Annotated in this window: 18 protein-coding genes; 7 read left to right on the top strand and 11 right to left on the bottom strand. The window is 63.2% G+C overall.

Translation table 11 applies throughout. From position 1 onward, the window contains the following. Positions 1 to 302: 302 nt before the first annotated feature. Genes B1A78_RS01915 through B1A78_RS01905 form a run of 3 tightly spaced genes read right to left on the bottom strand, consistent with a single transcriptional unit; the run spans position 303 to position 3321 of the window. The gene (locus B1A78_RS01915; RefSeq protein WP_020997471.1) at positions 303 to 1385 is read right to left on the bottom strand and encodes an AraC family transcriptional regulator; all 1083 of its coding nucleotides are present in this window, start codon (positions 1383 to 1385) and stop codon (positions 303 to 305) included. Beyond that, positions 1382 to 2128, bottom strand: coding sequence for a sulfite exporter TauE/SafE family protein (locus B1A78_RS01910; RefSeq protein WP_037468440.1), 747 nt, complete (start codon positions 2126 to 2128; stop codon positions 1382 to 1384). Before B1A78_RS01910 ends, B1A78_RS01915 begins: the two co-directional genes overlap by 4 nt. Continuing rightward, the gene (locus B1A78_RS01905) at positions 2125 to 3321 is read right to left on the bottom strand and encodes a muconate cycloisomerase family protein (protein ID WP_081570248.1); all 1197 of its coding nucleotides are present in this window, start codon (positions 3319 to 3321) and stop codon (positions 2125 to 2127) included. Before B1A78_RS01905 ends, B1A78_RS01910 begins: the two co-directional genes overlap by 4 nt. A gap of 179 nt (positions 3322 to 3500) precedes the next feature. Here B1A78_RS01905 and B1A78_RS01900 point away from each other — a divergent pair, with 179 nt between their 5' ends. The 6 genes from B1A78_RS01900 to B1A78_RS01875 all read left to right on the top strand — a co-directional run bounded on the left by B1A78_RS01900 (position 3501) and on the right by B1A78_RS01875 (position 10508). Next, the gene (locus tag B1A78_RS01900) at positions 3501 to 4391 is read left to right on the top strand and encodes a LysR family transcriptional regulator (RefSeq protein WP_077145339.1); all 891 of its coding nucleotides are present in this window, start codon (positions 3501 to 3503) and stop codon (positions 4389 to 4391) included. Between the two features lie 186 nt (positions 4392 to 4577). Beyond that, positions 4578 to 5657 (top strand): maleylacetate reductase, encoded by a 1080-nt coding sequence (locus B1A78_RS01895; protein ID WP_020997467.1) that lies wholly within the window; start codon positions 4578 to 4580, stop codon positions 5655 to 5657. 224 nt (positions 5658 to 5881) lie between these two features. Then, positions 5882 to 6691, top strand: a complete 810-nt coding sequence (locus B1A78_RS01890; RefSeq protein ID WP_372236860.1) for a chlorocatechol 1,2-dioxygenase — start codon at positions 5882 to 5884, stop codon at positions 6689 to 6691. A 66-nt stretch (positions 6692 to 6757) separates the two neighbouring features. Further along, positions 6758 to 7426 (top strand): dienelactone hydrolase family protein, encoded by a 669-nt coding sequence (locus B1A78_RS01885; protein ID WP_052215406.1) that lies wholly within the window; start codon positions 6758 to 6760, stop codon positions 7424 to 7426. Between the two features lie 156 nt (positions 7427 to 7582). Then, positions 7583 to 8809, top strand: coding sequence for a Rieske 2Fe-2S domain-containing protein (locus tag B1A78_RS01880; protein WP_256837422.1), 1227 nt, complete (start codon positions 7583 to 7585; stop codon positions 8807 to 8809). Positions 8810 to 9068: 259 nt separating this feature from the next. Further along, entirely contained in the window at positions 9069 to 10508 is a 1440-nt protein-coding gene (locus tag B1A78_RS01875; RefSeq protein ID WP_020997462.1) for an NAD-dependent succinate-semialdehyde dehydrogenase, read from the top strand. A 45-nt stretch (positions 10509 to 10553) separates the two neighbouring features. Here B1A78_RS01875 and B1A78_RS01870 read toward each other — a convergent pair whose 3' ends face one another. Next, the gene (locus tag B1A78_RS01870; RefSeq protein ID WP_034156878.1) at positions 10554 to 11453 is read right to left on the bottom strand and encodes a LysR family transcriptional regulator; all 900 of its coding nucleotides are present in this window, start codon (positions 11451 to 11453) and stop codon (positions 10554 to 10556) included. A 95-nt stretch (positions 11454 to 11548) separates the two neighbouring features. Between B1A78_RS01870 and B1A78_RS01865 the strand changes: the two genes are divergently transcribed. Beyond that, positions 11549 to 13636, top strand: coding sequence for a malate synthase G (locus B1A78_RS01865; protein WP_037466758.1), 2088 nt, complete (start codon positions 11549 to 11551; stop codon positions 13634 to 13636). An 85-nt stretch (positions 13637 to 13721) separates the two neighbouring features. On the opposite strand, the gene B1A78_RS01860 is transcribed toward B1A78_RS01865, so the two are convergent. The 7 genes from B1A78_RS01860 to B1A78_RS01830 form a co-directional block, all read right to left on the bottom strand. After that, positions 13722 to 14516, bottom strand: a complete 795-nt coding sequence (locus B1A78_RS01860; RefSeq protein WP_062793000.1) for a Crp/Fnr family transcriptional regulator — start codon at positions 14514 to 14516, stop codon at positions 13722 to 13724. Positions 14517 to 14582: 66 nt separating this feature from the next. After that, complete coding sequence (locus B1A78_RS01855) at positions 14583 to 16949, bottom strand: TonB-dependent receptor (protein WP_037466753.1); 2367 nt, start codon at positions 16947 to 16949, stop codon at positions 14583 to 14585. A 44-nt stretch (positions 16950 to 16993) separates the two neighbouring features. Then, the gene (locus tag B1A78_RS01850; RefSeq protein ID WP_037466751.1) at positions 16994 to 18286 is read right to left on the bottom strand and encodes an MFS transporter; all 1293 of its coding nucleotides are present in this window, start codon (positions 18284 to 18286) and stop codon (positions 16994 to 16996) included. A gap of 10 nt (positions 18287 to 18296) precedes the next feature. Continuing rightward, positions 18297 to 19934: a GMC family oxidoreductase gene (locus B1A78_RS01845; protein ID WP_037466748.1), complete on the bottom strand. Its 1638-nt coding sequence runs from the start codon at positions 19932 to 19934 to the stop codon at positions 18297 to 18299. Next, positions 19927 to 20526, bottom strand: coding sequence for a thiamine pyrophosphate-dependent enzyme (locus tag B1A78_RS01840; protein ID WP_037466746.1), 600 nt, complete (start codon positions 20524 to 20526; stop codon positions 19927 to 19929). The genes B1A78_RS01845 and B1A78_RS01840 overlap by 8 nt, the downstream gene beginning before the upstream one ends. 12 nt (positions 20527 to 20538) lie before the next feature. Continuing rightward, the gene (locus B1A78_RS01835) at positions 20539 to 21069 is read right to left on the bottom strand and encodes a thiamine pyrophosphate-binding protein (protein WP_037466744.1); all 531 of its coding nucleotides are present in this window, start codon (positions 21067 to 21069) and stop codon (positions 20539 to 20541) included. A 120-nt stretch (positions 21070 to 21189) separates the two neighbouring features. Next, the gene (locus tag B1A78_RS01830; protein WP_081570247.1) at positions 21190 to 21969 is read right to left on the bottom strand and encodes a Crp/Fnr family transcriptional regulator; all 780 of its coding nucleotides are present in this window, start codon (positions 21967 to 21969) and stop codon (positions 21190 to 21192) included. Positions 21970 to 22140: the final 171 nt, after the last annotated feature.

Genomic DNA, 22140 nt, shown 5'->3' with positions numbered 1-22140 from the left:
TATGGGCCAGAATCGGCCTCTGTTGTGATCACCCCTCGGTCCGGGTGCTCATTCTTCGAGCTAGAAAGATTGCGTTGCAGCGAAGGGCATGCCCGCTCGACGCGCAAAACCGGTTCTTGCTGGGCGCCGCGCAAGGGCGGCACGCGTCGCTTCCGACAGCAACCGGCGGATCGTCTCCTGTCCCAGAATCCTTGTTCTCCTGCGTTCGATCATATCTTCGCGCAGGCTTTGCTGCGCGCCTCGCAGCGCGCGAAAAATGCTCTCCGAGCGCAACCTTCGCGGCTTGAAATCGCGAGCCGGGCTCATTCGGCCCCCGCAGCGCCGGCAGGCGCCGGGCGTTCCTTGTGTCCGGCAGAAGGCGCCCCTGCCGTCAAAGCGCAAGAAGGAGTCCGGCCCGACGCGACGGGACGCGCCCGAATGGATCCGGATCCGTCCCCCTTGCGGTAGCGGACGGGTGTCTCGCCATATTTTGCCCGGAATCGCCGCGCGAAGTGGCTCGCGTTGGCGAAGCCACACGTCCATGCGACATCGGCCGCGCGATACCCGCTGAAACGTCCATCACGCAGCATGCCGGCGGCGCGCTCGAGGCGCATCTCGATCAGCAAGGCGCCAAAGGTCGTGCCCGCCTGTGCGAACAGGCCATGCAGATGACGCTTGGATATTCCGACAGCATCAGCAATCGTTCCGGGATCCAGATCGGGATCATCCAGTCTGGCGCGCATGGATCGTTTGAGGCGCACGAACAATTCTCCCCGATGACGGCTGACGGCCTGGCACCGTCCACCCATCATCAGCGCCAGAAATGCCCCGAGTTGATCGGCGATGACCCCGCGCGGCAGGATCGCGTCGGCCAGGCCATGGTGAGAGATCGTCTTGAGCGTCGCGGCCAGCGACGATCCCCATCCGTCTTCCGCAAAGATAGGTGTAGCGACCGCCGTCTTAGGGTGGGGGAGCCAATGGCGTAGCCAGGCATCCTGGAGACGCATCGACAGTGTGATCCCCCCGGTTTCCCGGAGCAGCTCATAGGGTTGCTGGTTGTCGAGGAGAATGAAACATTGTTCGGGAGCCGTGACTTCAAGATCATAATGCCGCAGCTTCCCGGCGCCCTTCTCGAAAAACAGGAGAAGGTAATCATTCGCGCTGTGCTTGATCATCGCGTTGCTGTGCACGATGCGCTGCGAGGTGGCGGACAGGAAATTCAGCTGCACCGGACCCAATTCGAAATGCTGGATGCGAGCGCGATGTCCACCGAAAGCCCGACTCTCGATATCGACTTCGGTCAGGCAGGCCCCGACGCGATCCATCCAGCAGCTCAGGGCCGAGGGGCCGCGAACCGAGTCCGTCGACCATTCGAAATCGCGGGACGCATCGAGAACCGCGCTCATATCGCCATCGCGGCAAGGATGCCGCCTCCCATGGCACTCGCGATGAGACGTAGCCCGGCGAGAATGCACAGCATGAGGATGATGGGGCGCATGATGCCGCCGGCCGGCCGGGCGAACCGCCCGCTGGCAGCAAAAAGGCCAACTAAGACGCCCGGTATCATTGCGAGCACGATCGTCGGCGATCCCAGCTGGCTCGGAGCAATCGCCGCCAACCCCGCAAGCGACAGGATATAGGCCGCAACGAACAGCGCTGCAGCAGTCGGACGCACCTTCGCCAGCGTGTCGTAGCGGTAGAGGATCGCAAGCGGCGCGCTATGAACGCCCGCAACGGTGCCTATGAATCCGGTAGCGAAGCCAGCCGAAGTGAAAGCGACCGGACCCGGCGCGCGGGACTTCGAAAACACCGCTGCGCCTCCTACGACAACGAGCAGGAGGCCAACGAAAGCGCGCAAGGTGTTCGATGCGACAAGGCTGATGACAATCGCCGCGACGAGCGAACCGATCACGACCCCTGGAAGCAGAATGGCGAGCTCGCGCCACGCAACCTGTCGCCAGCCGGCAATAAGGAAAGGCACCGAAGCGAAAATCCCGGCGATTATCACGGGGCCAGGAACGGCGCCGGGATCGATCAGCACAAGCAAAGGCATCGCTACCATCCCGAAGCCAACGCCCGTGATGCCTTGGATATATGTCGCCACACCCACAGCCACGGCAGCCAGTATCAGAGCGGAATCCCCTGTCATTTGTTGCGCCGGGTGAAGCTTCGGACACGATCACGGTCGATCTCAACCCCCATGCCGACGCCTGACGGGACGACGACTTCCCGGTCGCGATACGCGATCGGCTGGACCGTGAGATCTTCCGCCAGAAGCCTGGGGCCGATCAACTCACAGCCGAAGGGAAGGTTCGGGAGCGCGCTAAACAGCTGCAGTCCTGCCGCCGTCCCGACGGAGCTCTCGAGCGCCATCCCCCCGTACAGAGGAACCCCGGCAGCCTCGGCAACGGCGGCGGCCTTGAAAGCCCGCCGCAGGCCGCCGCCCTTGGCAATCTTTACGGCATAGATGTCGGTCGCGCCGCGCCGGATCAGCTCATAGGCATCGTGGAAATCCCACAATCCCTCGTCGGCCATGATCGGAATTTCGAAGCGCGACGCGAGACGGATCATGCCTTCGACGTTCCAGGCCGGAACGGGCTGCTCGACGAAGAGGAAATCGCGCTCCTGAAAAGCCGCGAGCCAGCGCATCGCAGTCGACTCGTCCCACGCCTGATTTAGATCGACGACGAACCTTGCATCGGGATGAGCATCGTGAATGGTCGTCGCCGTCTCCAGCGCGCGCCGGGTTTCCGAGGCGGCATCGCCCTTGCCAATCTTTATCTTGAAGACGCTGTGGCGGCCGGCCTCGATCTGCTCGATCGCGTCGGCGACATCGGCCTCATAGGCAGCTGCTGCCAGAGCCCATAGGACAGGAACGGTCGAACGCGCCGTTCCGCCGAACATCTGCGACACCGATATGCCAATCAAGCGGGCGGCCGCATCGTGGACGGCGATATCGATCGCCGCCTTTGCAAAATGATTGTTTGCCGCGATACGGTCCATCGCAGCAAGAATTCGCTCCTGGTCGAAAACGCTAATGCCGATGACGGCCGGCGCGAGATAATGGTCGATCATCAGCTTGATCGTTTCGACGCACTCGCCGCCCCAGAAGGCCGTGCCGCCCGGCGTTCCGCCCTCCCCCCAGCCCACGGCACCGCCAGACGTGACCAGCTCCACCATAACGAGCGACTGCGTGGCGTGAGTGCCGGTTGCATGAAAATGCGGTCGACGAAGGGGCAAGTCGACGATCGTCGCCGTGACGGCGGCGATTACATGATCCGGATGGTCGGAAAATGGGGGCGCGCTCGCCGCCGGAGGCGTGAGCTCTGTCACCAAAGTCATCTGAAATCTGTCTCCCCTGCGCCGAAGCGGGGCGAACCAGGGCTCGTCTCGCTTCCCGGCTGCCATCGAACCGGTTTGTCCGACAGCTCCGTTTGTCGGCCAATGTTGCCCCTGTTGCTCGATGAAGAAAAATACTAATGCAGGGCTCACGCAATACGTGAACGGTATGGGAGCATGTTTTGGAATTTCGCCAACTACGCTATTTTGTTGCCGTCGCCGAAGAAGGCAATCTGACCGCCGCAGCGCGCAAGCTGCATGTCTCGCAGCCTCCAATCACGCGGCAGATCAAGCAGTTGGAGGACGAGCTCGGTGTCGAACTGCTCGTCCGATCCTCGAAAGGTGTGCAGGTAACCGAAGCCGGGAAGCTGTTCCTCGTCGAGGCGAAGCGCCTGCTCGATATCAGCCATACCGCGATCGAAAAATCGAGGGCAGCGCAGGCCGGCGAGCTCGGGCGCCTCGACATCGGCTATTTCGGAGCGACAATCTACACGGTCGTTCCGCAGCTGGTGCGCACTTTCATGACCGCCCGCCCCCATATCTCGGTCAAGATACAAAGAGCCAGCAAGGACGAACAGGTCGCGCGGCTCCGCGACGGCCAGCTGGGCATCGGCTTCGCCCGATATTATTCGGTCGATCACGACCTCCAGACCATGCGGATCGGCGAAGAGCGCCTGTACCTCGCCGAGCGTCTCGATGCAGCGCAACCGCCGTCGCCGATTGACGGGCTGGAGAAGATCCACGGACGCTCGTTGACGGTATTTCCGCAGCTGGGCCGTCCCGGTTTCGCCGATGAGGTCCTGCGGTTTCTGATGACCGTAAACGTTCAGCCTGCGATGACCGATCCCGCCGAAGATGTATTTGCGGCGCTCGCCATGGTGCTGGTCAGCGATTCGCTCAGCATCGTCCCGGAATCGGTGGCCCGCCTCGCATGGCCTGGCATCTGCTTCTCGCCGATCGAGCATCCCGCAGCCGTTTCCGCGATCAGCTGCGTTTTCCTCCGCGACGGCAGACCGCCCGTCGTGGATGCGTTTCTCGCGAGCTTGGCCGAAAGCGATAGCACTTCCGTATAGCCGGGAGCCAGCAACAGTATTGGACCGCATGGCTAGCGCTCTCTAGCGTCAGGGGCGAAGGATCATGACGACCGGCGAAGAGCGAGCCTTCCAGCCGTGCCGGCGTGGTCGTCATCCACATTCGCGCCGGGGTTGCCGGAAGGCGCGCGACAGTCGCACCCGGCTCCAGTGCCACGAGGTCATCGCATGAATATTCCGTTTGTTTTCGAAGGTCAGCCCTATCGGGTTCTGTTCGGCCATGGGACGCTCGGCAAGTTACCCGAGGAGGCAGAGCGACTGGGCTGCGAACGTCTGCTCATAGTTTCGACACCTGACCAGCGAACGGCAGCAGAGGAGGTTGCCGCGCTTCTGGGCGACCGGTGCGCCGCCACCTATCACGGCGCGCGGATGCACACCCCGGTCGAGGTGACCATCGACGCCATGGCGATCGTCGCAGAGCATCGGATCGATGGTCTTGTAGCCTTGGGCGGCGGGTCGGCGATCGGCCTGTCGAAAGCAATCGCGCTTCGAACCGACCTTCCCCAGATCGCCATTCCCACGACCTATGCCGGATCGGAGATGACCCGGATCATCGGCCAGACCGAAGCGGGAGAAAAGACGACCCAGGTGACGGCCAAGGTTCTCCCCGAAACGGTGATATACGATGTCGATCTGACGCTGACCTTGCCCCCGAAGCTTTCGGTTACCAGTGGTATCAATGCGATGGCGCACGCGGTCGAAGCCCTTTATGCGACCAACGGCAATCCGATCGTGCAGCTGATGGCCGAGGAAGGCATCGCGGCACTCTATCGTGGGCTACCGACAATCGCACAGTGGCCCGACGACAAGGACGCGCGCCGCGACGCGCTTTACGGCGCGTGGCTCTGCGCGATCTGCCTGGGTCAGACGAGTATGGCCCTTCATCACAAGCTCTGCCACGTGCTGGGCGGCTCCTTCGACCTCCCGCACGCCGAAACGCACACGATCATTCTGCCGCACGCGCTCGCCTATAATGCGCCCACCGCACGCGATGCCGTCGACGCCATCAAGCGCGCGCTGGGCGGCGACGGGATAGCCGGTCGTATCTACGACCTGGCCGAAGGGGCCGGCGTCCCGGTGGCGCTACGCGATCTCGGCATGGAGGAGAGCGATATCGACCGGGCCGTCGCGCTGGCGCTTGCGAATGCCTATGCCAATCCGCGCCCGCTCGAGCCGCATCTCCTGCGCCGCCTGATCGCAAACGCCTGGGCGGGCGTCCGGCCCGATCACAGCACTTACACGGATTAAAGCGCCTCAAGGATCGAATGTCTCGAAGGTCGCATGGCCTGCTCCGGCCGGGAACGGGAGCGGGAACGGATCGAGGTTCCGAACAATTTGATCTTCACGGCTCGGCAGCGATCAATTTGATGCGATCCGCCTCCAGGCAATACGGTCGAGGTATGGGCGGGCGGCCGATAAAGTATTTTCCCGAATCCGCCACAATCCATAGTCTTGCAGTTCAAAATGGAAGAATGCGGTCGTGGCGGCGCTGCGACGCACAGGAGAGAGGTTATATGAGCAATCGTTTGGAAGCGGTCGTGGCCGATATCGTCGAGGGCATCCGCGGCGCGCTGATGAAGCACGACGTGACCTTCGACGAGTATCGGCAGGGCATCGGCTACATCATGAAAACCGTCGAGGCCGGCGAGCTGCCGCTTATGATCGATGCCTTTCTGAACACGACCATTTGCCAGATCGAGAACCGCAACTTCGGCGGGAGCACGAGCACGCTCGAGGGTCCCTATTTCCTCGACGATGCGCCCTTCGTCGAGGGCGCGCTGAAGACCTATGAGGACGACCGCCACGAGCCGCTCCTGCTGCGCGGCCGGGTCCTCGACCTAGCCGGCGCGCCGGTTGCCGACGCGATCATCGACGTCTGGCATTCGACGCCCGACGGCCATTATGGCGGCTTCCACAATAATATTCCGCGCGATTTCTATCGCGGGAAGCTGCGCACCGATGCCGCGGGGGGGTATGAAGTGCGCACCACCGTGCCCGTCGCTTATAAAATTCCGGATCAAGGTCCGGTCGGCGCATTGCTGGAAGCCATGGGACGGCACAGCTGGCGTCCCGCGCATGTCCATTACAAGGTTCGCGCACCCGGATTCCACACGTTGACCACCCAGGCCTATTTCGAGGGCGGCGAGTATGTGGACAGCGATTGCTGCGAAGGCGTTCACTCGGAATTGATTCATGCCGATGTGCGCGAGAGCGGCATCAAGGTGATCGAGACCGACTTTGAGCTCGCACCTGCCTTGGCGCACGCCGCTGCAGCGGCCTGACGGGCGCGGATCATGTGCCATGGCCAAGCATCGGCGGCGTTGCCGCCGCCGGGTGAATATGTTGCGATGAACGATGGTCTGCCGAGCCTCGCGTTCGGCGACGAAGGAGAAAGGGTCCGGATCGCCATTTTGCCGGACATCTACGGGGCCGGCCCCTTCTACCAGCAATTGGCGACGCACATGGCCGAGCGCGGCGCATTCGTGCATTTGATGGACCCTTTCCACGAGCTGGGCCCTTTGCCGGAGGTTACCCGCGAGGCGGCGTTCGCGCGTCGGCACCGCGTCCGTGATCGCGCTTATGTCGATGCCTTCGCGCATTTCATAGGCGAGCAGCGCATCACCGGCGTTGCCGGCTTTTGCCTCGGCGGTCTTTACGTGTTCGAACTCGCCCGGCGCGGGATTCCGGTGAGCCTGGTAAGCCTCTATGGATTTCCGCAAGGGCTGGCGAACGACGACCCGCTACCCGTGCCGTTCGACTATCTCGAGGGCTTGCCGCACCGTCATGTTGCCCTGTTCGGCGATCAGGACCAATCGCAGTCACCCGAGAATTTCCTTCGGCTGACGGAGATTGCCGAGCGCACACCTGACTTCGGGCTCCACCTATTTCCCGGCTCCGGTCACGGCTTTCTAGCAGACATCGGAAGCGACGACCCTTCGCTCGCGCAAAATGCGCGGGCTGCCCTAGAAATCGTCGAAGAGGTGCTGCTCGTCGGAGAAGCGAAAGAGAGAGACTGAATGCTGCGCCCGAAAACGCCCCTCCAGAAATCAAGCGAATAGGAGAATCCTATGTTGTCCCACGCCGACAATATGAAGATGTGCCAGACCGGCCGCGGCACGCCGATGGGCGAAGCGCTGCGCCGGTTCTGGATTCCGGTCCTGCTGAGCGAGTAGCTGAGCGAACCCGATGGTCCGCCTCGCAGGCTGGAGATCATGGGTGAGACCTTCGCAGCGTTCCGCAACACCGATGGCGTTGTCGGAATTCTCGACGAGCAATGCTGTCACCGCGGCGCCAGCCTCGTGCTTGGCCGCGTCGAAGGCTGCGGCATCCGCTGCCTCTTCCACGGCTGGAAATTCGCGGTCGACGGTACGATCATGGAAACGCCCAACGTCCTCGACCCGCGCTTCAAGGAAAAATTCCGCGCCAAATCCTATCCCGTTCGTGAGGAAGGCGGCATGATCTGGATGTATATGGGGCCCGCGGAGCTCGAGCCGCCCTTCCCGCATTGGCCCTATTTCGATGTTCCTGCCGAAAATCGGTTGGCCGTGGCCTTCGTCGTCGACGAATGCAATTTCGTTCAGCTCGGTGAAGCGCTCGTTGACAGTTCGCACCTGACGATCCTGCACAAGGATATCTTCGCGAGGGATTCGGATACGGTGGTAGCGGTCGCCGTGAAGAATGCCGGAGCGGTCGCGGCCCCTAAAATCGAGGTCCAGGAAACCGATTTCGGGCTCTATTACGCCGCGACGCGCGCAGTGCCGACCGAAGACGGCGGTACGGTCGATGAAGTGCGGCTCGCGACTTTCGTTGCGCCGTTCCACTATCACAACGCCAACGGCAATTTTCTCGGCATCATTGTGCCGATGACCGATACGCGCACCCTGCACTATTTCGTCTGGTGGGACGAAGAGAAGCAACTCGGTCTCGAACCGACGCGCTCCGCCATCCTTCGCGACGGAAACCTGACCGAAGAACTGCTGATCCAAATGGGAACACATCCCGACACCTGGTTCCTTCCCGACAAGCCGAACCGGATGAACAATTACCGTCAGGATCGCGAGGCGATGAAGAATGGGGCGTGGACCGGAATCCCGCCGCTCGTTCCCGAAGATGTCGTGATCCTCTCCTCCTCGGGCGCGATCCGCGATCGCTCGAAGGAGATTCTGGCACCCGCCGACATCGGTGTCGCGCGTCTCTACCGCGTCTTTCTGCGGCTCGCCGATGCCATCGCCAACGGCGAGGAACCATCGGCACTTTACAGCAATCCGATGACGATTGCAGGAACTCATTTCCTCGTCCCCGAAGGCAAGACTTGGAAGGATTTTGTTCCAGAGCATGTCCCGCTGAAGAAGAAGGAGGCACCGGCCACCGCGAGCAACAAGGAATCGCAGCCGGCCTAGCCTGACGCGGTCCGCGCGCGGTCCGAAGCAAAGCTATCGTCGCATCTTGTCCGCAGGACGGGCTGCATGGCGGGGGTAGAAGCGATCCCGTTTCTGCTCCCGCTTCGTTCGACCCGGCGACGCGTGGGCCGTATAGCTGCGGACTTTCGCGAAGCCCGAAGGATCGGCGAACTTGTGACGATGCCGCCCCTTCCACCGCGTCCCCCGCGCGCTTGCGGCAACGATCGCGCGGCCCTCAAGACCTTATTTGGAGCTGTCAATGACCTATCCGGACACCCGGCTGTTTATCGGCGGCCGTTGGCAGGATGCAGCCGATGGCCGTTCGCTGGCGGTGCAAAATCCGGCGACGGGACTGGAAATCGGCCGCGTCGCTCACTGCGGACGCGCCGATCTCGACCGCGCACTCGATGCTGCCCAACGCGGCTTCGAAATCTGGCGGGACCTCACCCCCGCTGAGCGCAGCAAGATCATGCGCAGAGCTGCCGGCCTCATGCGCGAACGCGCCGACGAGATCGCGCGACTTCTCACGCAGGAGCAGGGCAAACCGCTGCACGAGGCCAAGATCGAAGCAATGGCCGCCGGTGACATCATCGAGTGGTTCGCCGAAGAAGGCTTTCGCCTGTACGGCCGGCTTGTCCCGCACAGAACGGACATCGCGATCCGCCAGATGGTGATCAAGGACGCGGTTGGGCCGGTGGCGGCATTTACGCCGTGGAACTTCCCGATCAATCAGGTGGTGCGCAAGATTTCGGCGGCTCTTGCGGCTGGCTGCTCGATGATCGTGAAGGCGCCCGAAGAGACGCCCGCAAGCCCCGCCGAACTGATCCGGGCATTTCAGGATGCCGGTCTTCCCGATGGCGTGCTCAATCTCGTGTTCGGCGATCCGGCGGAGATTTCGAATTATCTGATTTCGAGCCCGATCATTCGCAAGATCACCTTCACGGGTTCGACGCCGGTCGGCAAGCTGCTTGCGAGCCTAGCCGGCAAACATATGAAGCGCGTGTCGATGGAACTTGGCGGTCATGCGCCGGCCATCGTCTGCGAGGATGCCGATATCGGGCTCGCGGTGAAAAGCCTGAGCGCCTCGAAGTTTCGCAATGCCGGGCAGGTGTGCATCGCTCCGACTCGTTTTCTCGTTCATTCGAGCATCAAGCATGCGTTTGCGGACGCGCTGGCGGCCGCCGCTCGCGACCTCAGGGTCGGAGATGGCTTTGCGGACGGTACGCAGATCGGGCCACTTGCCAATTCGCGTCGGTTGGCCGCGATGGCCGAGTTCCAGCAGGATGCGATCGAGAAGGGCGCCACGCTCCTCACCGGCGGCAATCGGGTCGGCGACGTTGGCAATTTCTGGGCGCCGACGGTGCTGAGCGATGTGCCGCTCGAGGCCCGTCTTTTCAATGACGAGCCCTTCGGGCCTGTCGCCGGTATCCGCAGCTTCGATCGTCTGGAGGAAGCGATCCTCGAAGCCAATCGCCTTTCCTTCGGCCTTGCCGGCTACGCCTTCACGAAATCCCTCGCAACTGCGGATATTCTTGCTCGCCGGGTCGAGGTCGGGATGCTGTGGGTCAATAGTCCGGCGACGCCAACCGCCGAACTGCCTTTCGGCGGTATCAAGGATTCCGGATATGGTACCGAGGGAGGCCCCGAGGCGCTCGACAACTATATCAATCCACGCGCCGTCGTGGTCGCCAACGTTTGATTGCAGCGGGCACGGCAGCACCCGCCCGATACCGAGGCGATCGTTTCAGCCTCCACCTGCCGCCCACTCCATCCGGGCGAAGAGCGCTTCCAGAAACTCGATACACGCCCGGGCGGCCGCCGTGGGCGGTGCTCCGGCCGGATAGACCGCATAGATGCCCGTCTCGAGCGAGCCCTGATAGGCGGGCAAAACCGGAATCAGTTCTCGTTCGCGAAGTTCCGTGCCGACGTCCCAGATCGACCGCAGCGCGATACCGACGCCGGCGAGGGCGAGCTCGCGCACCGCCTCGCTCGAATTGGTGTTCACGGCGCTTCTGCCGCGGACGATCCGCGGCCCCGACGGGCCGTCAAGCTGCCAGGGCAATTGCCCGGTCGCCGCGAGCAAGCGGTGGTGTCCGAGATCCGCAATCGAGCGCGGCGCGCCATATGCTTCCAGATATGATGGTGCCGCGCATAGCAGACGGCGGCTGGGCGCGAGGTGGTGCGCCGTCAAGCCCGATGTGATCGCGGCGGTGATCCGGATGGCGACATCGATCCGCTCTGCGAAGAGGTCCCTGAGCCCGTCCGACATGTCGAGCGTCAGTTCGATATCGGGCCAGGTATCGAGGAATGCCTTCAAATGAGGGACCACGTGCAGGCGCCCGAACGAAGTCGGGAGCGAAAGCCGCAGCGGACCGGACGGATGGTCGGTGCGGTCCGACACACGCCGCTCGGCCTCGCGCATGGAGGCCAGGATTGCCGTCACCTCGTCATGGAAGCGGGCGCCGCGTTCGGTAAGTGAGAGACGCCGCGTCGTCCGGTTCACCAGCCTCGTCCCGAGCCGCTCCTCGAGTGCCGCGAGACGCTTCGACACCATCGAGGGCGATATCCCGAGCGCTCGGCCGGCCCCCGCGAGGCTTGCGGCGTCGACCACGGCAGCGAACAGTCGATATTCGTTGCCTATCATTCGTTCATCTAGAGAATGAGTGACATTCATATTGCTTCTCTACCGAAAGGATCGATCCGGGTCTATGTCCGTATGGCAACGAGAGGACGAAGACCATGATCGAGAAAGCCGGGCTACGGATCTCGCCAGTACTGGCGCATTTCATTGAAGAGCGCGCACTGCCGGGCACGGGTATCGAGCCGCAGCCCTTCTGGGCCGGCGTCGCCTCAATCTTCACCCGCTTCGCACCGGAGAATGCGCAGCTCCTGATTCGCCGTGACGAACTGCAGGCGCAGATCGATGGCTGGCACAAGGACAGGGCGGGCGCGGAATTCGAAATCGGAGCCTATCGCCATTTTCTGACCGAGATCGGCTATCTCGTTCCCGAACCCGCGCCCTTCACCATCGGCAGCACCGCTGTCGACGATGAGGTCGCACGCCTGGCCGGCCCGCAACTGGTCGTCCCGATTCTCAACGCCCGCTTCTTGCTCAATGCCGCCAATGCGCGTTGGGGCAGCCTTTACGATGCCCTCTATGGAACGGACGCCATCCCCGGAGCCCCTGCCGGCCAAAACTATGACGCGGCGCGCGGGGCGCGGGTGGTCGCCTGGGCAAAGGCATTCCTCGACAACGCCATCCCTCTCGCCGGCGGCAGTTGGGCCGATCTGGCAAGCGAAGAAATCGTTCTGGCCGACCCCGGTCAATATGTCGGTCGCAGCGAAAAGGGCCGGTTGTTCCGCCACAACGGCCTGCATATCGAGGTCGTCTTCGACCGCGCGCATCCGATTGGTGAGACGGATCCGGCCGGAATAGCCGATGTCATCCTCGAATCGGCGCTAACGGCGATCTGCGACTTGGAAGATTCGGTCGCTGCCGTCGATGCCGAGGACAAGGTTGCAGCTTATGCGAATTGGCTCGGCCTGATGCAGGGCGACCTCACCGATTCGTTCGAGAAGAATGGCACGCTCATGACCCGCGCGCTCAATCCCGACCGTATCTATACGGCGCCAGACGGCGAGGACGTCGTGCTGCCGGGCAGGAGCCTGCTGTTCGTACGCAATGTCGGCCATCTGATGACGACGCCGGCGGTCCTGCTGCCGGACGGAAACGAAGCACCCGAGGGCATTCTCGACGGCATCGTCACCAGCCTGATCGCGATGCACGATCTGGCACGCGATGCCGGCAACAGCCGCGCCGGCTGCGTCTATATCGTCAAACCCAAGATGCATGGGCCTGACGAGACCGGTTTCACAAACCGGCTATTCGATGCGATCGAGGATCTGCTCGGGCTTACCCGCCACACGATCAAGGTCGGGGTGATGGACGAAGAGCGCCGCACCAGCGCCAATCTTGCCGCCTGCATCCACGCCGTGAAAGACCGCATCGTCTTCATCAACACCGGCTTCCTCGACCGCACCGGCGACGAGATACATACGTCGATGCTGGCGGGCCCTATGATCCGCAAGGGCGACATGAAGACATCGGCTTGGATTCAGGCTTATGAGAACCGCAATGTCCAGATCGGGCTTGCTTGCGGCCTCTCGGGCAAAGCCCAGATCGGCAAGGGTATGTGGGCTGCACCCGACCGGATGGCCGACATGCTCGACCAGAAGATCGGCCATCCGAGGACGGGCGCCAACACCGCCTGGGTGCCTTCACCTACGGCCGCGACGCTCCATGCCACGCACTACCACCGAGTCGATGTGTTCGCTCGCCAGAAAGAACGGGCGGCGGAACCGATCGACGGTCTCGACGACCTGCTGACCATCCCGGTGGCCGCTTGGCGGAACTGGTCGCCGGAGGATGTTCGTGAAGAGCTCGAGAATAATGCACAGGGTATACTGGGCTACGTCGTCCGCTGGATCGACCAGGGCGTCGGGTGTTCCAAAGTGCCCGATATCCACGACGTCGGCTTGATGGAGGACCGCGCGACGCTGCGGATCAGTTCCCAACATATGGCCAACTGGCTGCACCATGGCGTCTGCACCGTGGAGGAAGTGGACGCCGCATTCGAGCATATGGCGGCGAAGGTCGACGCGCAGAATGCAGACGATCCGCTTTATCAGCCGATGACGGAACATGCCGACAAGAGCCTCGCTTATAGGGCGGCACAGGCCCTGGTTTTCGAGGGTAGCAGGCAGCCAAATGGCTATACCGAACCGCTGCTCCATGTCTTTCGCGCTCAGAAGAAGGCGGGCGGCTAGCTCTGGCCGATTGCGGTCTGGCAGCTTTTGGGACGCCAACTGGATAAAGCGGATGATTGCACCCCGCCTTCTTGGGCATCGGTCGTTAATATTCGCTAGCAGCAATCTCCATGAACGCGCTCATATCCGTGACGCGGATGTTCGAATATTTGCGTTCGATTACGCCGAGATTCTCCAGCCGCCGCAGCTCCGCGTTGAGCGTCTGCCGCGACACGCCGACCATGTCGGCCAGTTCCCATTGCGCGAGCTGTATCTGGACTGGTTCCGCCTGAGGCTGCTGCACGTCGGCGACGGGAAGCAACGAGAGTATCGCGCGGGCGCAGCGCGACCGGAGCGGCAAAAGCGACGCGTCCGCCAGCCGGTCGTACAGGACCCGGGAGCGCAGACACAGCAAGCGCATTAAATGGCGTGCGAGAACCGGTTCGCTGTCGACGACATCGATGAACGCCGACTTCGGAATGATGAAAAGCTCACACTGCTGGTGCGTGTAGAAATCGTGGATCGCGACCTGATCGTCGAGAATGGGGATAAGATTGACGAGTTGCCCCTGTCCCACGAAGCCCAGCACATGACGCCGACCGTCGAAAGTCGTTATGCTGACCTCTAGAGTGCCGTCGAGGATGATCGCCAAAGCGTCGACCATGTCGCCACGCTGGGAGAGAATCTCGCCATGCGTCATCCGCCGCGTCGAGCCCGCGCGCGCGAAGGCCTCCAGCGCCCGGTCGCTGCAGCGAAGATACCAGTCCTCGCCCTTCACCCGGTCGAAAACCGACCGCGCACGCTTCGCATCCTGTTCCGGCAATGGCCCGCCACCTTCCTCCGACGATCCTAGATCGCCTCGGGATGGGTCCACAACATCAAAGTCGAGAAACCACAGCATGCCATGCCCCTCGCACACGCCGACATGTTCGGCGCATGCGAGGGTAAGTCCGGACAGCAACTGGCGTTAGAAGCGCAGCGTCAGCGACGCGCCATAGGTTCGCGGGCTGGCGTGCGTTTGCCGAATGGCGGTGCTACCGGGGAATACGCCATTGTTGAGGCCGAAGGCGCCGGCGAGCGTCTGGTTGAACATGACGGTCGAATATTGGACGTTGGTGAGATTATTGCCGAAGATCGCCACCGACCAGCGATCGTCGACACCCGCGAGCGTCAGCCGCGCGCTCAGTAGCGCATAGCCGTCCTGGATCGTCTGCGGGTTGTTGTCGGTAATCTGGCTGTTGCGATAATCGGAGACGAAGTTGACGTTCGAGCTCGCGCTCCAGCTCATCCCCGAATTGCCGATATCTCCCTTCCAGTTGAATCCGACCTGCCCGCTCCACGCCGGGGAGAAATTGGCGCGCGTGCCGGTGAGGTCCTGCACCGATCCGGCAGGCAGGCCCGGCAGCGGCGACCCGCCGGGAAAGCTGGTGAACTCGCTGTCGAGATAGGCGAGCGCGGCATTGACGGTGAAATTCCGCGACGGACGCAGCACCGTGTCGAATTCGAAACCCTGCTGCCGCAATGACCCGGCGTTGCGGATGATGAAGCTGACGCCGTCGAAGCTGCGATCCTGATAGCCGTTGATGTCCATCCGATAGAAGGTGAGATTCGCCGTCAGCGCCCGGTCCAGCCATTCAGACTTGATGCCGACTTCATAATTGTCGACCGTCTCGCGGCCGAAGACCCGCCGCGTCGAGACGAGATTGCCCGCCTGGTCGAAGGTGCTGAGCGACGGTGTGCCGCCGCCGCTGTTATAACCGCCCGACTTGTAGCCCGTCGAATAGCTGCCGAAGAGCATCACATCGTCGGTCGGCTTGAAGTTGAGACCGATCCGGTAGGTTAAGCGGCTCTCGCTGAGGTCGGGCAGCGTCAGCGTTTCGGGTGCGCGCAGGATCGAGGCAACGGGGGTCGCGATCGACTGGGCGAAGCTGCCGCTCTTCTCTTCATGCGTCCAGCGCCCACCGAGAACGAGGGTTAGCGGTTCGGCGAGGCGATAGTTGAGCTGGCCGTAAACCGCGTAGCTCGTGGTGTTCTGCGCCATGCGCTGCGTCGTCGCATTCGCCCCGCCGGTCGTCGTCTGGAACGCGTTGCAACCGTCTCGCGCGGCCCCCGCCGGGAGCAGCGTATTGCAGAAACGCGATCCGAGATTGAGGACCTCACCGAGCCGGTACTCTTCGTCGAAATAATAGAGGCCGGCAACGAGGTCGAGCTTGCCGCCGAGCCATTGCTCGGTCGGCGAGATGAATTGCAGTTCGTGGTTCTGGCTCTTGGAATCGAAATAGGATTGGCGCGAGAGCAGCGGCAGCGGCAAGAAGATGACATCGCCATCGAGTTGGTCGTTGCGCCAGTCGCGATAGCTGTTGATGAGCCGGATCTTGCTGTCGCCGAGCGAAAACGTCGCATCGCTCGACAGGCCCCATTGCCGGTCATCAAGATCGGCGGTCACGGCATAGTTCATCACGCGGTCGTTGAAATTCGTATCGGGAAGGTCACCGCCAAGGATGGTGCGCAACTGCGCAAGCTGCGTCGGCGATACCGAGCTTGCGTCGAAGTCGCTGTCGGTGACCCCGTCGCCGCTGATCTTCGTATAGTCCGCCCTGACGATCCATTCGAGATTGCCGAGTTCGGCCTTCACGCTGCCGCGAAGCGCGACATCGTCCTGCTGCCCGTAACGCATCCCGTCATATTCGTTGAACCAGAAGCCGTCGAACCAGCTCCCGGCAGCCGCGAGGCGGACGGCGACCTTGTCATTGAGGGGAAGGTTGACGTGGCCCGCGAGGCGGTAGCGATCGGCATTGCCAACTTCGCCGGTGACTTCGCCCGAAAAGGTGAATTCGGGCTGGGCGGTCCGCAGCGACAGTGCGCCGACGCTCGCGTTGCGGCCGAACAACGTGCCCTGCGGCCCGCGCAGTACCTCGACGCCGTCGATGTCGAGGAAGGTTGCGATCGTCGATCCCGCGCGCGGCACATAGATGCCGTCGAGGAAGACCGCGACGCTGGGCTCGGTCGCGGTATTGCCCGATGCGCCGACGCCGCGGATATTGATCCGGACCGCCGCGCTGGCGGTCGCCTTGTTGACCGAGAAGTTCGGCGTGAGCGCGGAAAGCTCTTCCACCTCGTCAATGTTGGCCGCGGCAAGTGTCTCTGACGAGAAAGCGGCGATCGACACGGGAACATCCTGGAGATTTTCAGCGCGCTTTTGCGCCGTCACCACGATCTCGCTGCCGCTATCGCCGTCGGCGACCGGGGCTGTCGCCGTGTCCTGCGCAAAGACCGGGCAGGCTGCCGTGACCGCAACGCCGCCGAGGAGCAGATGGACGAATTTCCTGGACATAAGACTCTCCCTGTTGATCGAAGACGTGGTTTCGTGCCCGCCTTCTAATTTTGAGTTGGAATGGCGCTCGCCGCACCGAGGCTGGTCGCTTCGCGCGAGCCCGACCGTTCCGGATGGAGGAATTTGGCGCCGATCGCGGCAGCGACGAGCAGCAGGACGCCCGCGACCGCGAACCCCAAATCATAGCCACGCGTCATCCCGCCCGCCGAATATTGGACGAGATAGCCGGTGACGACGGGGGCGAGTATTCCCGCCGTCGACGCGAGCGAATTATCGAGCGCGAGCAGGAAGCCGCGCTGCCGCGGCGGCGTGCATTCGCTGATCATCGCGGGGCCGGTGAAATAGATCGTCTGCGCCATCCCCGCGCCGAGACCGAGCAGGATGATCCGCAAAGTCGGGGTCAAGTCGGGCAGGAGCAATGCGATGTAGCAAAGCGCCGCGACGATCAGCGTGGCGGTGGTCAGCAGCCCCCGCGCGGTACGGCTCTTATGGCCGCTTGCGGAGAGCTTTTGCGACAGGCCGGGCATGAGCAGCCCGAAGACGACATTGATCGCGATGAAGGCCGAGAACATATGACCGGCGGTGATCGCATCAAAGCCAAGCCCGGTTTCGAGATAGACCGGCACCCAGGTCAGCGTAAGTGCCAAGGTCCAGAAGGCCGCGAAATGGGCAATGATGCAGGCGACGAGTGTGCGGTTTCGGGCAAGTTCGCTGAACCCGGCGCGTTCGCTCGCAGTGGCCTCGTTGTCATCTATCAGGCGGCCTTCGCTGCCGAATAGAAGCCAGAGCAGAAGCCACAGACAGCCCAGCGCACCGAGCATCAGGAAATTGGCGCGCCATCCGAAATTGTGGGTGATCTGCGGGATGAGAAGTCCGGCGATGATCAATCCGACCCCGGCGGTCTGGCCGAGGATCGAGGCCGGGAGGGTGCGCTTCGTGTTGGGGAACCATTTGTAAAGCGAATGGACGGCGACGGGCCAAGCGGGCCCCTCGGCCATGCCCAGCAGCACCCGCCCGATCAAGATGACCGCGATCGACGAGGTCAGCGCGAGCGGGAACTGCAGCAGCGCCCATGAGGCCGCCATGCCGGCGATGATCCATTTGGTCGGGAAGCGGTCGGCCAGCAGCCCGCCGGCGATGCCGCCGACCGCGAACAGCCAGAAAAACCCGCCCGCCATCAGGCCGAACTCGGTCGGCGACAGGTCGAGTTCGGCCATCATCGGCACCGCGACGAGGCCGAAGACAATCTTGTCGAGGAAGTTGATCAAGATGAACAGCGCAAGCAGCAGGGCGATACGCCATGCCTTGCCTGGCTGGAACGACTGATCGGCGTTCATCGCGGCGCGCTCAACGCTGGCCGGCGATCAGATCGGCGGCCTTTTCGCCGATCATGATCGAGGCCGCATTGGTGTTCGACGATGGCATGGTCGGCATGATCGAGGAATCGGCGATGCGCAGCCCTTCGACACCCTGCACGCGAAGGTCGGGGCCGACCACCGCCATCGGGTCGCTACCCATCTTGCACGTCCCGATCGGATGCCACGAGGTTTGTCCCGACCGCTTGATATAGTCGAGGAGGCCGGCATCGTCGGCGATCTCTGGACCGGGCCGCGTCTCGCGCACGACGAAGGGCCGCATAGCGTCCTGCGCGACGACGTCGCGCGAAATGCGCAGCGCGTCGAGCATGTCGGCACGATCACCTTCGTCGGCGAGATAATTGGGATCGATCGCGGGGTCGAGCGCCGGATCGGCCGACGTGATATGGATATTGCCGCGCGAGCGCGGGCGGAGCTGGAAGAAGCCGATCCCGAAACCCGGGAACGGATCGAGCCCCATTCCCTTCGCATTTGCATAACGATCCGCGCCGCTGAGATGATGGATCTGGATCTTCACCGCCGGCCGCGCCTCGCGGCTCGTTCGCACCGTCGCATGGGCGGTAGCCGACGGCGTCGCCATCAGCCCCTTCTTCGTGAGGAGATATTTGGCGCCCATCGTCAGCATCTTGATCCGGCTCGCGAGGATCATGTTCAGCGTGTCGGAGCCGGTACATTCAAAGGTGATGCGCGACTGCAGATGGTCGAGGAAATTTTCGCCGACCCCCGGCAGCTCCGCGACCGGCTCGATACCGAGTGCCTGGAGGCGCGCGGCCTGCCCGATACCCGACAGCTCGAGGAGTTGCGGCGACCGGATCGGACCGGCCGACAGGATCACTTCCCTCGCCGCGCGCGCAGTGACCAGCCTGCCGTTCTGGCTGAACTCGACACCAACGGCGCGTTTGCCCTCCCACAATATGCGCGCCGCGCGGGCGCCCGTCTCGATGCGAAGATCGGTATTCCGTGCGGTGCGCTTCAGATAGGCCCGCGCGGTGCCGCACCGCTCGCCGCCTTCGGTCGAAAGCTGGAGATAGCCGACGCCTTCATAACCGCCGCTGTTCGAACCCGCACGGCCGCCATTATAGTCGCGCGTCTGCGGAATGCCGGCCTCGCGGCACGCCGCGACGAACGCTTCGGTCAGCGGATCGGCGTCGGGAGCGAGCGAGGTGACATGCACCGGCCCGCCGCGTCCGCGCGTCGCCCCATCGCCTTCGGGGAAATCCTCCATGCGCCGGAAATAGGGCAGCAGGTCGTCATAGCCCCAACCCTCGCACCCTAGGTCGCGCCAATGGTCGAACTCCTCCGGATCGCCGCGAACATAGACCATGCCGTTGACCGAGCTTGATCCCCCCAGCATCCGCCCCATCGGCAGATAGACATTTTGGCCGACAAGATTGGCCTGCGGAACGGTCTGAGAAGGCCAGACATAGTCGGGGTTCTGCAGGATTTTCGCGATGCCGATCGGCGTGCGGACCCAGAAATCATCCTGCCGCGCGCCGCCCGCTTCGAGCAGGAGTATCTTCCCTGCGTTTCGTTCGGCGAGCCGCGATGCGAGCGTCGCGCCCGCCGAACCCGCGCCGACGACGATGATATCGGCCTGGATTTCAGTCATTGCCGCGCTCCGCGAGCCACGCCGACAGGGCGACCGCCTCGGCGCCCATCCGGACGAATTGCTGCGGCGGGATCTCGAACTGGGTGTTGGCACCCGGGATCGGCGGCGGCGGAGTGACGCGAAGCTCGGTAAAGATGGGGCCGTCTTCCGCGAGGATCGCGGGAAGCGCTTCGGAAAAGGCGGCTGCGTCCGAGAAACTGGACGCTCCACGATAACCGGCCGCTTTCGCCATCGCCGCAAAATCGACGATATCTTCGGCAGGTGTCGCGAGGTTCGAAAAGCCCGAAAACTGCGTGCCGTTGCGGATGACGAAATGATGGAAATTGCGCGGCTGCCGTTCGGCGACCGTGGCGAGGCCGCCGAGCTGCATCAGCAGGCTCGCGTCGCCGTCGACGACGATCACGCGCCGATCCGGCCGGCCGATCGCCAGCCCCAGCCCGATGCTCGCGGCGCCCCCCATCAGGGGGACCGAATTGATCCGCGGCTGCGCGGCGCCGAGCTGGTCGAACGCGCCCATCGCGCCCATCGTTGCGACCAATATGGCGCCGCCGCGCACGCCCTCGATGATGCGGCAGGCTTCGTTGATGTCCATGTCGTGCGCCTTTCAGTTCCAGCCCGTGGGGGCGCCAACGATCAGGACCGCGCTGCGGCTTTCCCTGTCGGCATAGGCGAAGGCCTCATCCATACCGGCAAGGTCTCCTTCGGTTTCGAGCCGCCAGAAGCGGACGCCGAGCGCGTTCAGAATGGGCTCCAGAAGCTTGACGGTGTTGCGCTCGGACAGGTTCGGGTCCTGCCCGAAATTGCCGAATTCGCGGCCGAAATGCCCGACGAGAAACACCACGGGGATCGACGCATCGAGGCAGACGGCGCGGAGCGCGTTGACGCAGGCATAGAGGCCCTGGTTCTGGATGACGGTGATCGGACGTTTGCCGGCGATCCTGAGGCCCGCGGATACGCAGACGGCCTGGTCCTCGTTGCTGCAGCGGACGAGCTCGAGCCCATCGACCCCGGCCTCGACCCGCTCGTGCAGCGCGAGCTGGATCCAGTCCGGCACCGTTACGAAGTGATCGACCCCGTTTCGCTGCAGCGCTGCGAGACAGGCCGACGCCGGAATATTGTACGGATGCGCTTCCATTCGCTTCCTCTCCCATTATGTTTGGAAGCGGGTTACGCCGGACGGCGAGGCCGGTCTGTCAAGTTTGCGACTTTTGCCGCCACCCGGTGAACGCAATCGTTGGATCGGGTCTGTCGCGGCCTATTCGGAATCTGGATCGGCCGCCCGCCCGGCAAGGGATCCAAGCAGCCGGATATAGCCATAGTGCCGCCGGACCTGATTTTGCTTCGCGAGGTCGGTCAGTGCGGCGCCCAGCGTCACGCGCGAGACACCGAGCAGGTCGGCGAGCTGCTGCTGCGTCGCGCGAACGATGTCACGGCCGGCATCGCTCCGCGCGATGGTGACAAGCAGATTGGCGAGCCGCTCGGTCGCGCTCAATCGCCGGTCGGCATCGATGGTGTCGAGCGCGCTCGCGAGCTGCCGCGACAGACTCCGCAGCAGCAATTCGGCCCAACCGACATCCGCGGCCATCAGCTGGCGCAGCAGGGGCCGATCGATGGCGATCATGCTGGCGCTGCCGTCGGCGATCGCGTCGACCTGCCTCGGCACATCGGTGAAGAAGGCAAGCTCGCCGAACAGGTCTCCCGCGGCGAGAACCGCGAAGTGGGTGAAGACGCCGTCTTCGGAATGACGGCCGATGGTGACATGACCGTCGACGACCGCCCAGAAGGCATCGCCCGGATCGCCCTGGTGCTGAATGAATTGTCCGCCAGAAAAATGCTGAACCCTTGCGCGCGCGGCCAGTTGCGCGAGCTCGCGCGCGGAAAGCCGTGATCGCTCGGCCATCGCAAAATGATAACTTCTTTGCATTCCCGCATGCTCTGCTGAGGCACCGGGAACGCAATGGCAAGCGGCAATTGCTGTGGCCGATCTTTCCGGAGAACAAGGATATGGATGCCGGCATCCCCGGTGCATATCCATGGGTCCCGATGGCTCGCGGTATCGCGGTCGAATGATGGCCGTTTAGGGTAGGTCTGCTTACGGGGGATCCCACGACACGGGAGGCGCGGTTGCTGTGCGTCAGGCGGGCGCTATCGAGCCCGACCGCCTGCACTTTCGAGCCATGTAGATATCCGCCACAGCGCCTTCTGG

Origin of the sequence: Sphingopyxis sp. KK2 (genome assembly GCF_001990265.1) — a bacterium.
In the GTDB taxonomy this organism is placed as follows: domain Bacteria; phylum Pseudomonadota; class Alphaproteobacteria; order Sphingomonadales; family Sphingomonadaceae; genus Sphingopyxis.
Note: the sequence above shows the minus strand (reverse complement) of the source record. Positions and strands in the feature narration are given on the sequence as shown.

Coding starts and splice junctions, on each gene's coding strand:
- B1A78_RS01915 (WP_020997471.1), bottom strand. CDS start 1,385: ATGAGCGCGGTTCTCGATGCGTCCCGCGATTTCGAATGGTCGACGGAC.
- B1A78_RS01910 (WP_037468440.1), bottom strand. CDS start 2,128: ATGACAGGGGATTCCGCTCTGATACTGGCTGCCGTGGCTGTGGGTGTG.
- B1A78_RS01905 (WP_081570248.1), bottom strand. CDS start 3,321: ATGACTTTGGTGACAGAGCTCACGCCTCCGGCGGCGAGCGCGCCCCCA.
- B1A78_RS01895 (WP_020997467.1), top strand. CDS start 4,578: ATGAATATTCCGTTTGTTTTCGAAGGTCAGCCCTATCGGGTTCTGTTC.
- B1A78_RS01890 (WP_372236860.1), top strand. CDS start 5,882: ATGCGGTCGTGGCGGCGCTGCGACGCACAGGAGAGAGGTTATATGAGC.
- B1A78_RS01885 (WP_052215406.1), top strand. CDS start 6,758: ATGAACGATGGTCTGCCGAGCCTCGCGTTCGGCGACGAAGGAGAAAGG.
- B1A78_RS01875 (WP_020997462.1), top strand. CDS start 9,069: ATGACCTATCCGGACACCCGGCTGTTTATCGGCGGCCGTTGGCAGGAT.
- B1A78_RS01870 (WP_034156878.1), bottom strand. CDS start 11,453: ATGATAGGCAACGAATATCGACTGTTCGCTGCCGTGGTCGACGCCGCA.
- B1A78_RS01865 (WP_037466758.1), top strand. CDS start 11,549: ATGATCGAGAAAGCCGGGCTACGGATCTCGCCAGTACTGGCGCATTTC.
- B1A78_RS01860 (WP_062793000.1), bottom strand. CDS start 14,516: ATGCTGTGGTTTCTCGACTTTGATGTTGTGGACCCATCCCGAGGCGAT.
- B1A78_RS01855 (WP_037466753.1), bottom strand. CDS start 16,949: ATGTCCAGGAAATTCGTCCATCTGCTCCTCGGCGGCGTTGCGGTCACG.
- B1A78_RS01850 (WP_037466751.1), bottom strand. CDS start 18,286: ATGAACGCCGATCAGTCGTTCCAGCCAGGCAAGGCATGGCGTATCGCC.
- B1A78_RS01845 (WP_037466748.1), bottom strand. CDS start 19,934: ATGACTGAAATCCAGGCCGATATCATCGTCGTCGGCGCGGGTTCGGCG.
- B1A78_RS01840 (WP_037466746.1), bottom strand. CDS start 20,526: ATGGACATCAACGAAGCCTGCCGCATCATCGAGGGCGTGCGCGGCGGC.
- B1A78_RS01835 (WP_037466744.1), bottom strand. CDS start 21,069: ATGGAAGCGCATCCGTACAATATTCCGGCGTCGGCCTGTCTCGCAGCG.
- B1A78_RS01830 (WP_081570247.1), bottom strand. CDS start 21,969: ATGGATATGCACCGGGGATGCCGGCATCCATATCCTTGTTCTCCGGAA.